This window comes from Ohtaekwangia koreensis (assembly GCF_900167975.1).
In the GTDB taxonomy this organism is placed as follows: Bacteria; Bacteroidota; Bacteroidia; order Cytophagales; family Cyclobacteriaceae; genus Ohtaekwangia; species Ohtaekwangia koreensis.
Genome location: NZ_FUZU01000001.1, coordinates 705,976 through 722,139 on the forward strand (window position 1 = coordinate 705,976; position 16,164 = coordinate 722,139).

Annotated in this window: 12 protein-coding genes; 1 reads left to right on the forward strand and 11 read right to left on the reverse strand. The window is 41.7% G+C overall.

Translation table 11 applies throughout. The features are described from left to right. Positions 1-119: 119 nt before the first annotated feature. The 8 genes from B5Y40_RS03080 to B5Y40_RS03115 form a co-directional block, all read right to left on the reverse strand. The gene (locus B5Y40_RS03080) at positions 120-482 is read right to left on the reverse strand and encodes a DUF1987 domain-containing protein (RefSeq protein WP_079685233.1); all 363 of its coding nucleotides are present in this window, start codon (positions 480-482) and stop codon (positions 120-122) included. Positions 483-514: 32 nt separating this feature from the next. Continuing rightward, positions 515-1,063 (reverse strand): SiaB family protein kinase, encoded by a 549-nt coding sequence (locus tag B5Y40_RS03085; RefSeq protein ID WP_079685234.1) that lies wholly within the window; start codon positions 1,061-1,063, stop codon positions 515-517. Between the two features lie 104 nt (positions 1,064-1,167). Further along, entirely contained in the window at positions 1,168-4,635 is a 3,468-nt protein-coding gene (locus B5Y40_RS03090) for a PAS domain S-box protein (RefSeq protein ID WP_079685235.1), read from the reverse strand. A gap of 22 nt (positions 4,636-4,657) precedes the next feature. After that, the gene (locus tag B5Y40_RS03095; RefSeq protein ID WP_079685236.1) at positions 4,658-5,422 is read right to left on the reverse strand and encodes a GAF domain-containing protein; all 765 of its coding nucleotides are present in this window, start codon (positions 5,420-5,422) and stop codon (positions 4,658-4,660) included. Beyond that, entirely contained in the window at positions 5,419-6,012 is a 594-nt protein-coding gene (locus tag B5Y40_RS03100) for a chemotaxis protein CheB (protein WP_079685237.1), read from the reverse strand. Before B5Y40_RS03100 ends, B5Y40_RS03095 begins: the two co-directional genes overlap by 4 nt. Positions 6,013-6,032: 20 nt before the next feature. Then, positions 6,033-6,854: a CheR family methyltransferase gene (locus tag B5Y40_RS03105; RefSeq protein WP_079685238.1), complete on the reverse strand. Its 822-nt coding sequence runs from the start codon at positions 6,852-6,854 to the stop codon at positions 6,033-6,035. Positions 6,855-7,144: 290 nt separating this feature from the next. Further along, positions 7,145-9,025, reverse strand: coding sequence for a GAF domain-containing protein (locus tag B5Y40_RS03110; RefSeq protein WP_079685239.1), 1,881 nt, complete (start codon positions 9,023-9,025; stop codon positions 7,145-7,147). A gap of 111 nt (positions 9,026-9,136) precedes the next feature. Continuing rightward, entirely contained in the window at positions 9,137-9,601 is a 465-nt protein-coding gene (locus B5Y40_RS03115) for a cytidine deaminase (protein WP_079685240.1), read from the reverse strand. 154 nt (positions 9,602-9,755) lie between these two features. On the opposite strand from B5Y40_RS03115, the gene B5Y40_RS03120 reads away from it, so the two are divergent. After that, complete coding sequence (locus B5Y40_RS03120; protein ID WP_079685241.1) at positions 9,756-11,090, forward strand: saccharopine dehydrogenase family protein; 1,335 nt, start codon at positions 9,756-9,758, stop codon at positions 11,088-11,090. Between the two features lie 72 nt (positions 11,091-11,162). Here B5Y40_RS03120 and B5Y40_RS03125 read toward each other — a convergent pair whose 3' ends face one another. From B5Y40_RS03125 to B5Y40_RS03135, 3 genes are all read right to left on the reverse strand, one after another. Continuing rightward, positions 11,163-13,031 (reverse strand): proton-conducting transporter transmembrane domain-containing protein, encoded by a 1,869-nt coding sequence (locus tag B5Y40_RS03125; protein WP_079685242.1) that lies wholly within the window; start codon positions 13,029-13,031, stop codon positions 11,163-11,165. Between the two features lie 12 nt (positions 13,032-13,043). After that, positions 13,044-15,587: a YbcC family protein gene (locus tag B5Y40_RS03130; protein WP_079685243.1), complete on the reverse strand. Its 2,544-nt coding sequence runs from the start codon at positions 15,585-15,587 to the stop codon at positions 13,044-13,046. Positions 15,588-15,752: 165 nt separating this feature from the next. Next, the gene (locus B5Y40_RS03135) at positions 15,753-16,118 is read right to left on the reverse strand and encodes a hypothetical protein (RefSeq protein WP_079685244.1); all 366 of its coding nucleotides are present in this window, start codon (positions 16,116-16,118) and stop codon (positions 15,753-15,755) included. Positions 16,119-16,164: the final 46 nt, after the last annotated feature.

Below are 16,164 nucleotides of genomic sequence, written 5' to 3' on the forward strand. Positions count from 1 at the left end.
TAGCAATTTTATAAAGGTATAAAAAAATATCGGTTACCAGTCATTCTGAACACCACTTGCCGGGTCCTTTTAGTGACTGATAACCGATTAGTTATTAGGAGGTTATCCCCTTAATGTAATCAGTACGTCTTAAACTCAAACGGTATCTCTACCAGTTCTGAAAACTCTTGCCCGGCCTCTTCCATATCTTCATCATCCTCGTGGAAATACCACAGGATTTTCATGCTCTTAATGTCTTCGAGCGCAGACAATACATCCAGGATAAGCTTGGATGATGCTGTGTTAAAATACTCGAGTTTGAAAACAAACTCCGTTGAAGGATTGGCATCGGCACTATACTTCTCAATCCATTCTAATACTGGGCGGTAAAACTCAGCAGAGTCTTCAGGCAATGAGCGACCGGAGATTTCAAAGATTCCGTTTTTCTTATCGAGGATTATTTTCGGGGTGTCTTCTGTTCCTTCCAGATTCAAAATTTCCATGGTATAAAGCTATTTATATTATTCTAAATCAATTATTCGTTATCTCTAGGCACATTCACTTTCAAGCAAAAGAAGCAGTACTCAGTGTTCATCTCAGGGAATTCAAATTCCAATTTTTCGCCTGATTTTCTGGCCATATCAACAAAGCCTAGTCCCGCACCACCTTTATCAGAGATTGTTGTATTCTTAATGATCTCTTTGTAAAGATCCTTCAAACCATCTTTGTCAAGGCTATTGATACGGTCCAATGCGTCCTTCAACTTGCTAACATTCTCCTTACGGATCGGGTTGCCGGTCATGATACAGTAACGATTGGATTCCTTGCCGATCAGAAAGATCGCTGCATGGCTTCTTATCTGTCCGTCTACCAATTCATCGCTATGCTTCACAATATTCTGGAGCGCCTCAACCATCACATTGAATACCTTGCGCTTGATGCTGGACTCCTCTCCGGAAGAATCAAGGTTTCGCTCGGCCATGGACAGTATAGATTTGGTGCTCTCCTGGGTAAAATCACCCTGAAACACCAGAATCAGTTTCTGCGACATCATGGTGCGGTGCAGGTCATAAATAAAATTCATGCGTCAGAAGATTAGATTAAAATTGATTGAGATTCACTAAGTTATAATTTATTTTATTATTCACCCTTTACACCAAAAAGCGAAAGGTTAATTCTTTTACAGTTTTAAAATTTTATCCCGATCAACAACACGTCATCGGTTTGTTTATGATCGCCTCTCCAGCCTTCCCACTCTTCATCAAAGATAGTTACTGCATCGTTCATAGACGATGTATGAACTCGTTCGATTATTTCCCGTACACGCTTCGGCCCGAACTTGCGTCCTTCCGGTCCACCAAACTGATCAGGGAAACCATCTGAACTAAAGTAGATAGAGTCACCTTCATCCAGCTTAACGTAGGTGTTGGTAAAGTTAGTTTGGTTCTTAAATATACCACCTCCTATCGGGAATTTATTACCTTTCACTTCCTCCATGTTACCACCCTTCATAATATATAGCGGGCGGTGAGCACCGGCATACTCTACTTCGCGGGTAGCCATGTTAATCTTACAAAGCGCGATGTCCATACCATCTTTTGTGGTGGAATCTTCATCCTGACGCAATGTTGTCGTAACACCTTCATCGAGTAAGTCGAGAATTTTTCCGGGTTCTGTAATCTTACGACTTCTAACGATGTCATTTAACAGGAAGTATCCGATCAATGATAACAAAGCTCCTGGAACACCGTGACCAGTGCAGTCAACAGCAGCAATAAAGATTTCTTCTTTGATCTGTACAAACCAAGGAAAATCTCCGGATACAACGTCACGTGGTTTGTAAAGTATAAATGAATCAGGTAAAGCACGGTTGATCACTTTGCTATTCGGAAGTATCGCTGTCTGGATACGTTTCGCATAGTTTATACTTTCTGTGATCTTCTTATTCTTATTCTGGATTTCAAGTTCGATCATCTTCCTTTCGGTGATGTCGTGAGAAACTACCAGTACTGATTCCAGTTTGTTAGACTCATCAAATTCAGGAATAGCGTTTACCTGCATGATACGCTTGCCCATCTCTGAAGGGAAGTCCATTTCAGTATCTGCTTTCTGATTGGTAGCATTTACCTGCTCCACTACCTTTAACCATCCTTCCAATACCGATCCATCGAGTTCGACATCCTTCACTTTCTTATTGAGGAAGAATGCAGGTTGCTTGCCGGTATATTCTTCAATCACCGGGTTAATATAGGAGATCGATTCACCTTCCAGACGTGTGATAAGGTCAAGCGAGTTTTCGGAGAGCGCCTGCATCTTACTGCGCATCCGTTGTTCAAGCTCAGCTCTTCTCTTCTCTGTGATGTCGCGAGAGTTAAGTATATATCCGTGGATCGCGGCATTGGACATAAAGTTTGTTCCTGTGGATTCTATCCAAATGAAGCTTCCATCTTTTGTGCGATACTCGTATTGTGTAGTAACTTTTTCATCCGGGCTCTCGGTAAGTTTCCGGAAGAGATCTTTGAAGTTTTCGCGATAATCAGGATGTACCTTATCGATATCGCTTTTGCCGATCATCTCTTTCTGTCCATACCCAAGAATGGTTTCTACAGAAGGAGATATATAGCGTATACTTTCATCTTCTTCGTAGATCGTAATTACCTCTGACGCATTCTCAAGCAGAAGCTGCATCCGCTTTTGTGTGCGATTTACTTCTTCGATCTGCTCTTCGAGTTTTTGATTTGAACGTTGCAGTTCCTCTTGCGTAGCCTGCATTTCTTCTGCATTCTGACGAAGTACTTCCTGCTTTTCCTTCAACTCATTACTCATCTCCTGCGATTCGGCAAGGAGTATACGTGTGCGTTCGTTTACCTTAATGTTAAAGATGGTACGGGCCAGTATAAGTGAAAGCTCCTGCACGAATTTTACCTGTGATGGATCAAATTTCCGGAAGCCTGCAAATTCAAGTACACCGTATACTTCTTCGTTGGTAATGAGTGGAACAATCAATACGCATGTAGGGCGTTGATCGCCAAGTATACCCGAAGTTATAGTTACATAATCCTCTGGAATTTCAGTTCGCATTACAGCATCTTTTTCTGCTGCTGCTTGTCCGATAAGACCTTCTGCGAACTTGAACTTTGCTTTTAAATACTTCTTACGGTTGTATGCATAGCTTGCACGCATTTCTATTACAGGAGGAGAATCTTCATCGTTCACCACATAGAAAGCTCCTTGTATAGCACCGATCTTTTCAAGTATAAATTTGATAACATCTTCACCGAGTGCATCGATCGAGTCGTGCATACGCAGAATCTCACTGATCTCAGCAACACCGCGTACAATCCAGTTACGTTCCTTATCTCTTCTTTCATTTTCAATCAGGTTGTTACGCATGTCGATAAGCGAAAGACCGAGTATATCATTTTCACTTGCAGGCTTGAACTCGGTATCATATTTACCTTCTCCAATACGTTTTGCAAACTCTGCATTGCCACGAAGGGTTTGTACAAGCTCATTTACTTTAGCACCCATCTGCCCGAATTCATCGTTGCTTGTTTGATCTGTGCTTTCCGGTAACACACCTTGTGCAACAAGACTCACGGTATTTCGCATGGCATATAGAGGCCGTGTAAGCGAGCGTGAAAAAAGCATTGAAAGAAATACGGCTAGTGCTACGATGCAAAGTCCGGCATATAGAAATGTACCCATTAATCCCTTTGCGTCTCCATTGGCTTCGTCAAGATCCATCTTGGCGATAAGGGCCATGTTGTTGCCAACCTTGCGTGCTGTTTGCAGGATCGGTTTACCGTCAAGGTCTTTGCCTATGGAAGCGACTTTCTTTCCTTCTACTGCATCGACAAAGGAGCTTATGAATGGCTCATTCGGATTATATAGTATAATAGCAGATGATGTATCTCCGCGTAAGGGACTAACAATGGCTACTTTTTTAGAAGCAGGATCAACACGTCCCAATAATGATTCTCCAGTTTGTCCAAGCCCATGGTAATTCTTAAGAATTTTATACGCAGAATTCAGATTCAGTTTTACAATGATAAATTGCTGGTTTCCACTGCTTGTGTTAAAAGAACCAGCTGCATAGGATATATAATTCTTTTTAGACTTGTCGCGAAAGATGGATGTAAAGTGTACTCCGTTCTTGGCGCGGTCAAATGTGATCCCATCGGGATCGATAAAATTTCCTTTTACTTCAGTATCTGTTGAAGCTACAACAGCACCTGTAGGAGACGTGATTATAATTGCATCTACATCAAAGATAAATTTCTGTTCTTCCAGAAAGCCAGCGAGACTGCCATCAGTCGCGGAAGATTCACCTACTGAAGCTGTGGTGGTATCTTCCTCTGCAGGAGGGCCTCCCATCATTGACATCATGTCCATGCCACCGGAAGCAGGTGCGCTTTCACCTTTCTTTAAGGTCTCTGAGTTTTTTAATACTTCTATAGTATTTGCTGCCTTGTCAAAGTAAGTATTGAGATAGGCTGCACGATTATCGGCCAGGGCATTGAGTGTAGCAGAAAATTTCTCCCGATTAGTCTTCAGGTTGTAATCGTAACTAAAAAAACTGATCGCGGCTACGGCCACGAGCGACACCGCGAGTATTAAAATTGTAATCTTGGTGCTGACGTTTATGCTTTTCATAATACGCGTTGGACGCTTCTGTTTAGGCTCTTGTTGAAATTTTATCCGCTATTAACTCTGCTGATTCTTCTACAAACTTCCGCTGGTCTTCTGTCAGTGCAGTGAACGATGCAATCTCCACGATGCCCAGCACGCGGTCTTTCTTTATGGGTACAATCAAAAGATATTTAGGAGAGGCACTTCCTAATCCTGAGATGATCTTTACATATCCTTGCGGTACATCATCAACGTATAGCGTGCGCGCACCGGCTGCTGCTTGTCCGATAAGCCCTTCTCCAAATTCGTAACTGATTACGGTGCTCTCACCAATGGTAAGTGCATATCCGTTTTTCAATTCTACTTTGCGTTTGCCATCTTCTTCTTTCACTATATAGATAGCACCCTGGCCAGCTTCGAGTTGCTTGCATACTGCTTGTAAACCTGCCTGAAAAATTTCCTTTTCAGTGCTGGCTTGACTCAGATTGCTTTTAACCGTATCCAGGCTAATAGAAGTTTTTCCTGCTTGTTCTGCCGCTTCACGCTCTGCAGACGCAGCATCCACAATTCTGTCGCGCATTACTATAATTTCTTTTTTATAGCGCAATGCAGAGAGTAGTGTAACTGCTCCCAATATGAATGTGAGAATGAGTATACTATATATGCTGATAAAATCAGACTGATAACCATCCGTCAGGCGTAAATTAGCCGGAAGCGAATAGATCAGATATAGGGAAACACCAATGCCTGCAGTGAAGAGCACTGCCAAGATCAGGTTCAGGTAATAGCGATCGTTAAATAGACCTGTCATCGATATTGTTTATCTAGTTCTTTTAAAAACTCTACAATTTGGTCAACCTTTAGCACATGATCAATTTTAGTTGCTGCCAGAGCCGCACGCGGCATGGTATCGATCATACACTCGGAAGGTTCCTGTACTATAGTTAATCCACCTCGGTCGTGTATATTTTTCATTCCCAGCGCACCGTCTTTATTTGCACCTGAGAGAAGAATTCCGATCAGTTTCTCTTTATACACAAAGGCGCTTGTGCCTAATGTTATATCAATTGCTGGTCTGGAATTGTTGATCATCTCTTCTGTTGAAAGGGCGAAGTAAAGTCCAAGTTCCACTGACATATGATAATTGGCCGGAGCCAGGTATACACTGCCTTTTTTTATATTCTCTTTATCATGGGGTTCCGTAACCTGCACAACGCTTTTAATTGAAAGGGCTTCCACAAAACCATTGCGCACATGCTTCAGCCTGTGCAAGCACATGATTATAGGTAACGGGAAACCTTTAGGCAACTGTGACAGGATTTTTACTACACCCTGGAAGCTGCCTGCTGACCCACCGATAACAACGGCTTTATAGCTGTTATTTAGGTTGTACTTACTCATTCGTAAAAGGCAAACTTCACTTAATCTTTTATTTTCTTATAAATCTTCTCTTCGTTGTTCACCACGATGAAGCGGTTCGCATAGTCGCACCAGATCAGCGATTCTTTCGAACCAATAGCCAGGTACCCGTACTTGAATAAGCTCTCATGGAATTTTTTTAATACCTCGTTCTGCAAAGCCTGATTGAAATAGATCATCACGTTACGGCATAGCACAAGGTCGAATTTGTTAAAGATGTCTCCAGTTACCAGGTCATGCCTGCGGAACGAAACATTCATCAGAAGATCTTTATTGAAAACAGCGTTGCCGTTTTCTTCGCGGTAGTAGTCTTTGAAACTTCGTGTACCCTGAAAGCGGATATAGTTCTTTTCGTTGAGCTCCATATTCTTTATTGGATATGTAGCCAGCTTCGCTTTATCAAGGATGTTTACATCAAGGTCGGTAGCAATAAGGGTAACGTCATGAAGTATACCCATCTCCTTCAACATGATACACATCGAGACAACCTCTTCTCCGGAGGAGCAGCCTGCATGCCATATTTTAAATTGCTTATGGTTAAGCATGATGGCCGGGATGATCTCTTCGCGCATAATGCGCCAGAAGCTCGGGTCACGGAACATCTCTGTTACGTTTACCGTAAGCTCATCCAGAAACTCATTGATGAACGAAGGTTGATCCACCAATTTTTTTAAAAGTGCATCAACGGAAAGTTTCTTCAATTCCATGATGCGGAGTACGCGCCTTTTAAAAGAAGACATCGCATAATTCCTGAAGTCGTAATTATACTTCTGGTAGATTAGCTCCGAGATTCTTTTAAGGTCAGCAATGTCGATATCGAGCATGAACAGGTCTTTATAAAAAGGAACCCAAAATTAATTTCTCTGGTAAACTACCGGATGGATTTGATCATTAAATCTTACATATGTTCAAAAGCATCTGTAGCACACAATTTTCTAAGTAAATCAAATTAACTAAATCGTCCTAATTAGTTGATAAAAGGGGACTAAAAACTTTGAAAAAACGAATGGCAGGTCAAACACTGGAATTCGAAGTTACGCAATGCAAAGGCTAGTGAGTAATGTATATCCATCTACTTCAAGACACCTTTACTTCCCGTCTTTCGGGCCATTTATTACTTTAATTTACGATTAAGTTCTTCTTGTGTAATCTCCAGTGCTTTCAAATTTATTTTCAGCGTTTGGACAACCTCTTCTGCAATTTGCCAGTCATCGGCTTTCTCAGGTTTTTGAGAAAGTTGTTTTTCAAGGGCGTTAATCTTCTCCAGATGATCGCGTTCTTTGCGAATAAAGTCTGATGTTACCTCTTCTAATTTATCTGTAGTAACAGATGAGTTAACAGATTGTTGTTCTAACTCCTGTATACGTTCAATGTAGCCACGTTCTTTACGAGCAACTTCTTCTTGTGTGGCTTGTAGTTCCTCCATGTTCTGACGCATCTCTTCTTCCTGCGCGCGCATTTGTTCCGTCTGCGTCTGAAACTGTTCAATCAAATCTTTATTCTTCTCAGCAGCTTTAACCGATCCAATTGTGGAGGCAATGGTCTCTCCAAGTTTTTCTACGAATGCTATTTCGTGTGGCGCATATTCGTTAAAAGAAGCAAGCTCAACAATACCATAAATCTGAGTGTCGACTTTAAGTGGGACAATGAGGATAGACCTAGGGTTGGCGTCTCCTAAACCGGAAGTGATACGAATATACTCATCCGGAAAGTTCGTGTAATAATTTGTTTCTCCTTCAAGAAAAGTCTGTCCAAGAAGCCCTTCACCTAATTTGATCTTTCGTGTTTCATATTTCTTGATATCAAATGCAAACAACGATACCAGTTCGAGGTGCTTATTATACTCGTCATCATCATTGTAAATATAGAGCGCACCCTGATTTGATTTGGTATACTGCGCGAGTGCGGCAATAACCTTATCACTTAAAGCAACAATGTTGTCATTCGAAGAGCGAAGAATGTCAACAAACTTAGCCAAGCCTTCATTGGCCCATTGACGCTTGCGTTCTTCTTCGTTCAATGATTTTAATTTGCCTTGCATGTCTATTAAAGAATCAGCAAGTTTATTCTTACCATGATTATAGCGGCTGTCGAGCGATGCCTTGTAATCCATATCCAGATTGCCCTGTCCAATGGCAGTTACAAAGTCTGTGGCATCTTTTAAATTTTCAAGTGTCTCATTGATCTGCTCGGAGAGTTTACCAATTTCATTGGGAGCCGTGTTTGTAACCTGCTGGTGATTCGCTGTACTTAAGCGAAGTTTGTTGATAGGCTCAAGGACATATTTGTTGAATGCAAAGAAGATCAGCGTAAGCAAGGCAACATCAAAAATGATGATTGCAATTACCCAGCCGTGTACAGAAGATTTTTCTCTCCATACTTCTGTCTCCAGGTCGTCAAAGAGATTGTCGTACCATTGAGAAAGCGTAAGCGATAAACTTTCTTCCTTCAAGGCGGCAGCCGCCAACATTTTGGCTGACACAACCGGTTTAACTTCTGTAGGAGTTGCAACAGCAGGTGTGCTTGTGGTAGAGTCCGTAGTACTTTGTACCGGAACCTGAGCTTGGTCCGTTGTTGATGGAGTCTTATGTTGAAGCGCAAGAATATCGCGCACTGAAGCTTTATACTCTTCCCAATACTCTTTTAAATTGTCGTATGAAATTTTAGGAAGACGTGAAAGTGGTTTAAGAATCACATCGGTTCTATCTACGCGTCCGCCTTTTCCTAAAATCTCCAACAGGTGTTCCTGGTGAACAATTTTAGCTTCAATCTCTACGGTAAGATCTTCATTATGGGCCAGGTGGCGTTGCACCAGCAAAGAAATTTGCTGACTTGAAAGTTCTGCACTGCGGGTAAAATCCAACTTCTGCTCCACCTCATCGAGCACGTCAATGCGATGTTGAATAATATAGTATTCTGCGAAGTATATCAAAAACATTACAACGAGGAGATAGATACCGATCAGTCGCAGAGAAGTATTGCGCAGAAATTTCATAATCCCCAAGTAAACTAAAATACCCTAAACGCCAAAACGGCTGTATGAAAAAGGGTGAAAGTGAAAAATTGAAGAAGTGGTTTCCTGATCAAAACAGTATTTCAAATCAGATCATAAACTGGCACTTGTGAAGCCAAAGGGAAGCAATGATAAAGCAGAAGGCGCTTTGATCCATTGATGCTGCTGGCTCTGCATAATGATCTCAATGGGTGTTTTCTGGCGGTTTTCAAACTCCAACAACACCTGACGGCATTCGCCACAGCAGGTAGCGGGAGTTAATTCACTCTCGCCACGCCTTTGCGCTGTCACGGCAACTTTAAGAATCGTAACATTTGGATAAAGTGAGTACGCTGAAAATAATGCTACTCGCTCCGCACACAACCCGGAAGGATAAGCAGCATTCTCCTGATTCATGCCTGTGATGATGGAACCATCGTCCAGTAGCGCAGCAGCACCAACCATAAAGTTAGAGTACGGTGCATAGGCATGTGCGAGCGCTTCCTTCGCCTTTAAGACAAGTTCTTTTGAATGATCGTCCAGGTCACTGAGTTGATTAACAATTATAAATTCTTTCATAGTGAGCGTCTTTAAAAAAATCAAAAGTTAGTGAAAAAGCGATAGCAAAATGCATCACGCACAAAGCATATCGTTCCTACTTTCGGCTTTATGTTTTCTCCTGTAGTTTTACACGTTGCAGTATGGCTACATTTAAATTTTTAGATTTGATTTCATGAAGACAATTCTATCATTAGGTGCCGGGCGATCATCGGCCGTTTTAATTTCATATTTACTTCAGCAAGCGAAAGAGAATGGCTGGAAGATTTTAGTGGGTGATCTTTCTGTCGATGCAGCACGTGAACGTGTTGGAAGTTCACCTGCAGGAGAGGCCATCCGGTTTGATGTGAACCATGAAGAAGAGAGTATAAAATCTATAGCGCTGGCAGATGTTGTTATCTCATTATTACCCGCACACTTTCATCCCATGGTTGCAAAGTATTGCCTTGCACTGGGCAAGCATTTATTAACAGCCAGTTATGTTTCGGAAGAGATGAATGCTCTTCATGAAGATGCCCGGGCGAAGGGTTTGCTTTTTTTGAATGAGTGTGGACTTGATCCGGGTATAGATCACATGAGCGCCATGCAGGTTATAGACAAGATCAAGCAGGATGGCGGAAAGCTTACTTCATTCGAATCGTTTACTGGCGGACTGATCGCTCCAGAGACTGATCCCGGCAATCCGTGGAGGTATAAATTCACCTGGAACTCACGCAATGTTGTAATGGCGGGACAAAGTACTGCAAAGTATATCCAGGAAGGTGAGTATAAATATATACCCTATCAGCAGCTTTTTAAACGCATCACGCCCGTAAATGTGCCAGGTTATGGCGAGTATGAAGGATATGCCAACCGGGACTCATTGAAATATATAGATACCTATAAATTAACAGGCATCAAAACGATGCTGCGCGGTACACTTCGTAATAAAGGGTTTTGTGCAGCCTGGGATATATTTGTGCAATTAGGTTGTTGTGATGATACATATTTGATGGAAGGTGTCAACACCATGACGCACCGGAGTTTTATAAACTCATTTGTAGACGGTGATAGACGTATATCTCTCGAAGAGAAGTTGATAAAAAGTTTTTCGTTGAAATCCGATGGGCCGGAAATGGAGCGGTTACGTTGGTCAGGTTTGTTTGATGACGAGCTTGTTGGATTGAACAGTGGTACACCCGCTCAGATCCTGGAGTATATATTAAATAAGAAGTGGAAGCTTAAAGCAGGCGACAATGATTTTATTGTAATGTGGCATCGCTTTTTGTATGACAAAGGAAACCATCAGCATGAAATACAAGCATCCCTTATTGCAAGAGGTGAAGATGTTATCAATACGGCAATGGCAAAAACAGTAGGCTTGCCGTTGGGTATAGCAGCCAAGCTTTTACTGCAAGGCAAGATTCAAAGCAGGGGAGTGGTGATACCGGTTTTCTCCGAATTCTATACACCGATTTTGCAGGAATTGAAAACATTGGGTGTAGAGCTGACTGAATCAGAAATGAACTAAAGAGAAACAAGTACACCAACCGTGGTCGATGTACTTGCATCCTGATTTTTATTTTCAATATAGAAAGTATACTTACGAGGAGCGATATGCCATCTCGTAGATTGATTTTACATGCGGCCCCAGGAAAACACGCGCATAGATCCGGATGATCGCCAATCCATCGATAATGAAACTCAATGAAATGAACAGTGCGAGCAATGCCTGATCTTCATGTATATGGCTAAAGATCAAATCTTCACCAATGAAAGTAGGCGTGATCGGAAAGCCGGATAGTCCCAAACATGCCAGCAAAAATATCAATGCTATACCCCGGTGTTTATACGAGTGACCATGAAACTGATCGAGCCCTATACTTCCTTCAAGTGTCTTTAGTGTACGAAGACATATAAATCCTACCACACCGGCTATCGTGATACCACTCAGGTATAACACCGTATGATCATAACTGAAGTGCTCGTTGAATGAAACGGCCAGTGCTACCCAAAAGTGATTCATGATCACCAACGACCAGCTTAAACGTGCTCTCTTTCTTTCGGTGAAGGATTTAAGCACCATAATCAAACCGACAAGCGCAAATACTATAGGTAATTGTTCGTGAATGCTGGCTGGCAGAACTTCTTCATTGTATAGGAAAAATACACCGAGGAGATATGCTGGTATAAAAAAGAACAGAGCACGTTGCAGTGTCAGAAACCCTAATTTTTTACCAGCCCATTTTAATGGATTCCACAAGTAACGATACATGAACGAATCGAGATTCCATTCTTTCAGGCAAAGCATGTAAAAAGTATACTCTATCTTTTTAGGAAGAGAATCTTCAAATGTATGTTCACGCGGAATGAAGTTATAAAACTGTTCGCGGATCAGGTAGCTTACTACAGATGGAGAAACCAGGAGCTGATAGGTTCTCAGGAAAGCGTTTCCTGCAAAGTGAAATAGCGCGAGTGTCTCCAGGCCGGCAGCTACTTCAATAAAGATCAAGCCGATCTGTGCTATAGATGCATAGGCGATCTGACTTTTTACTGACGATTGAACGCGGGCTATGCCGGTAGCAATAATACTCGTAATCAAACCAACCACACCAATAAGAATTCTTACCGAAAGCTGATGCTCCCAAAAGGGAAATGTTCTTAGTAAAAGAAATACGCCCAGGTGAACCGAGAGTGATCCGTAAAATATAGCGCTTGAGGGTGTGGGGCCTTCCATGGCGCGTGGCAGCCACGATGAAAAAGGAAACTGTGCTGACTTGGCTGCAGCCGAGATCAGGATCATTAAGGATATAAATACACCAACGAGGCTATGCGTCTGAAGTTGTGCATCTACCAACGTATAATTATTTAATTTCAGGTATGTAATGTTCTCGTGCCACAAATGATGGCTTAGCCACATGGCCAGAATTATACCTATATCTGCTATGCGATAAATTGAAAATATCTTTACTGCATTTTTTACAGGCAGATAACGATCCCTGTAAAACGCAATCAACAGAAAGGATGCAATGCCGAGGATCTCCCAACCTATAAATAGTGTTTCAAGATTTCCGGAGAAGATTACAATGTTATACCCGAGGTAAAAGAAAAGCACCGTGTTGAAGAACCGCTTGTAGCCGGCTTCGCGATGCAGGTATGCGCGGCTATATATCGTGACGAGGAACGTAAGGAACGAACCAACAAAAAGATACATAGCCGTGATCTTGTCGAAATAGAAGTCTACAAAGAATTCATACCCCGGACTTTGGAAGAGCGCAATGTCTTTGATGTTAAGCGTGGGATGGCCGCTAAACAACCACCAGCCCAGGAAACCTATCGCTACGGCGAGGTGTAAGCCCGTTGTGAAAAAGGCTACTCTTGAAATAAATGTCTCCTGCTTCGCAGGAATCAGCAAGCTTACTATATATCCTATAAAAGGAAGTAGTATAAAGAAATTAAGAATCGATGTCATGTTCGTTAAAACTTAAGAGAGTACGTGAACCGGAATATTTTCCTGATGGGATTCGATCAGCGGTGCTACATCCGCTATAGCCTTCACCGACTTTTGTAAAGTCTCATAGGGATGGAATGCACCTTCTTTGAAAACGGAAAGCTCTCTTGTCTCGGGGTTAACCGCTACGAGATTTACCCATTCGTTAATGAACCACTCGTAGGTTTCCGGTGCCTTCTGTATCGTTCGTAATACTATATCCGGGAAATGCTCAACAATAATGAGCAGGCGCACTGGATCATGCACTTCAATCATCTGACTTGGAAGCCCGGGACGGAGATCGCCATCTATACCATTGGCAACTCCAAAAAGCCCCATTACGTTGTGCGGAAGTTTGGTGCCCGCACCAAGTTTTTGATTATCAACTCTCGAAAAGAAGTATTCAAGATTTATACCACCGCATACAGGAGCCGCTGCCTTGAGTATATTAAATAAGTACTGTCCTTCCGGGTCAACTTTATAGTTAAACGAGTTCATGAAAGAACGTCTGTCCAGGAATAAACCTTTTGAAAGTTCTCTTCTCCCTACAACGCAAAGTGCATTGGTGGCGTGGTTGAGTTCGGGACGCGGTTCGAATAGAGAAACTGAGCGTCTTCTGATCTTATCATGAATTTTTGCAGGACTCAATTTTGTGTCGATAGACTCAAATCTTCTTGATCTCTCTTTAGAATTATAGTCTAATACTTTTGCGAATAATTCTTCATGCTTCACATGGCTGTTCTTATTCTTATCTGAAAGAAAATCTTCGTCAAAGAAAAGTATCTCATCGCGAGTAGTGTCGTGAAGGCCACCAACAAATTGTGTGTCTTCCGGAATCACAATTCCTTTACCCGCCAGTATTTCGCGAACCTTTGGATGGTTAGCCATAAAGCAGATGACACGTGCATTTACAGAACCAGCTCTACCGGAACAAGCACCACAATCGTACGCTGCATAATGCGGATTGTTTACACTGCTCGAACCATGACCTACCACATATACTATAGGAGCGAAATCTTTTACAAGGCCAATGCTTTTTAAAAGCCCTTCTACACGTATAGCCATTTCATCGATTGTGAATCCTACCTGTAAGTCATGTTCACGATGACCTGGATTTTTATTTTCGATGGTAAGCTGTGCATACTTGTCCATGTGACGGAAAGATGACGCGGCCGCAGGGCTCATCGATGGTTTGAATATATTTATGAAAAGCTTCAGAGCAGACCAAAAGCCAAGTGTATGGGTAATCAACCAACCGCGGAACAGTGAATGTGTTGGTTTTGTAAAGTGTATATCTTTCTTTCTTTTGTTACGCGTACCTACTTCTTTGATGAGGAATTTAGGTGTAACCGGTGCAGGACAAAGTTTAGTATGAAATTTTCCGTGTTCAGGACGGAAGAAAAATTCAACACCAAAGAACCCGGGTGTACCGAATGTTTCACAAGTAGGATCAAACTTTTCGAGGTACCGTCTCAAAGAGCATTCACGATCATCGATGCAAAACATTGCCTGAAAACTTTTTGCGTCAAGCTCTTTTTCTTTTTTCGTTGGAGCTTGAATACCTGCCAATACTTCATCATAGTAACTCCACTCAAAAGCCTGCTGCCAGAGAGAAAGTACTTCATGTAATTCTGACTTATGAACTTTTGAAAAAAGCTCTACAGGTTTATCCTTTAATTTTAGATTTAAGGGACACCAGTTCTTACCGAATTGATAATCGAGCGCATCGATTTCCAGCAGGAGTTCAAAAGTGATTAAATCATGAAGAGAGATTTTCTTTTGATCCAACAATGTCTCCGGTTGATTCTCAATAGTAGATACCATACCAGACCAACCCGGATGTGCAAACTGCTGATCGAAAAGATATTGCTCATATAGCGACTCGTCTCCAACAAGAATTTTCAGAAGGTCACTAATAGCATAATTACCATTCAGTAATAAATTCTTGGCGCGCTTGGTTCTGAAGAAACTGGTGAAACTGTTACGTTCCATTTCTTTTACAGAAGGAAGAAAACCTTTATGCCACACAGGGAAATTCCACATTGAAATTCCTTGATCGAGATAGCTGCAAAGTATTCTGAACAGAATAGGATGTACAAGAGAATCAAGATCTACCTGGTAATGTCTCTTCCAGTTGGAACGCAATGATCCGATGCGTGGCGATGCAGCGTTCTCGTATACTTTTGTAAGAAGCTTTTCAGTCCATTCGGTTTTTGCTGCCGCTCCCTTTTGTTCTGTGATAACCTTCGTGATTACTTCTTCGCGAATGCGTTGTGATTTATATAGCGTCCTATATTCGTCCAATGACAACAGGACTTTATACCCGAATAATTCTGACGCTTCTCCAAGTGCATCCAGGAACTTTAATTTTTGAAATGCATGGAGTGTATTGTGATGTACGAAATCTTTAAGCGGAGCCTGCGCAGGTAAATAGTGCTTCAGCTCGTGTATTACTTCATGTTCGTTGAAAGCAGAGCTTTTGGACTTCACCTCATGCGGTGTATCCAGTTCAACGAAAGTGGAATTTTGCGTTTTCATTAAAATGATTTAAAAAATATAGTATAACAGAAAGAGGATAAGGCAATGCGTACCTGATGATGCTTCGTGTTGTATGAAATGCTTTAGTATAGCAACTTCATTCGAAATGTATTTGAATAGAATGTATCATCAAATGCCAGGAGGCTGGCGCGAACGGAGTATAAATTAAATAAGAAGTGATCTCTTGACGAGATACAAAGGCACCTGTGCTATAAGTTCACAAGGATGTGGTGCGTGTAGAAAACTGTGATTGTGTGATTCAACAAAAGAGAAGAGAGTGGCTTCATCAACCAGTGATAGAAAGGAGAAATGATCTTGTGTTCTGTCAAGTCCTTTTTCTTCTTCTTTCTCTTTCTCCTCATAGGGAAACTGAGCAACTGATTTAGAATGAGCTTTTGTCTTTTTGGTGAAGACAAGTTCTTTCGCTTTGGGAATAGCAGCAAAAGCTGTTACAGAACTGCAAACGATTGAGGCTAACAAAAAGAAAACTACCAGCGTGCGTGATGGCCTGATATTTTTGATAGTTTTCATTGTTAACAAATGTAAAAAATTTACACCATGTTTATATACGTTGTGC

Coding starts and splice junctions, on each gene's coding strand:
- B5Y40_RS03080 (WP_079685233.1), bottom strand. CDS start 482: ATGGAAATTTTGAATCTGGAAGGAACAGAAGACACCCCGAAAATAATC.
- B5Y40_RS03085 (WP_079685234.1), bottom strand. CDS start 1,063: ATGAATTTTATTTATGACCTGCACCGCACCATGATGTCGCAGAAACTG.
- B5Y40_RS03090 (WP_079685235.1), bottom strand. CDS start 4,635: ATGAAAAGCATAAACGTCAGCACCAAGATTACAATTTTAATACTCGCG.
- B5Y40_RS03095 (WP_079685236.1), bottom strand. CDS start 5,422: ATGACAGGTCTATTTAACGATCGCTATTACCTGAACCTGATCTTGGCA.
- B5Y40_RS03100 (WP_079685237.1), bottom strand. CDS start 6,012: ATGAGTAAGTACAACCTAAATAACAGCTATAAAGCCGTTGTTATCGGT.
- B5Y40_RS03105 (WP_079685238.1), bottom strand. CDS start 6,854: ATGCTCGATATCGACATTGCTGACCTTAAAAGAATCTCGGAGCTAATC.
- B5Y40_RS03110 (WP_079685239.1), bottom strand. CDS start 9,025: ATGAAATTTCTGCGCAATACTTCTCTGCGACTGATCGGTATCTATCTC.
- B5Y40_RS03115 (WP_079685240.1), bottom strand. CDS start 9,601: ATGAAAGAATTTATAATTGTTAATCAACTCAGTGACCTGGACGATCAT.
- B5Y40_RS03120 (WP_079685241.1), top strand. CDS start 9,756: ATGAAGACAATTCTATCATTAGGTGCCGGGCGATCATCGGCCGTTTTA.
- B5Y40_RS03125 (WP_079685242.1), bottom strand. CDS start 13,031: ATGACATCGATTCTTAATTTCTTTATACTACTTCCTTTTATAGGATAT.
- B5Y40_RS03130 (WP_079685243.1), bottom strand. CDS start 15,587: ATGAAAACGCAAAATTCCACTTTCGTTGAACTGGATACACCGCATGAG.
- B5Y40_RS03135 (WP_079685244.1), bottom strand. CDS start 16,118: ATGAAAACTATCAAAAATATCAGGCCATCACGCACGCTGGTAGTTTTC.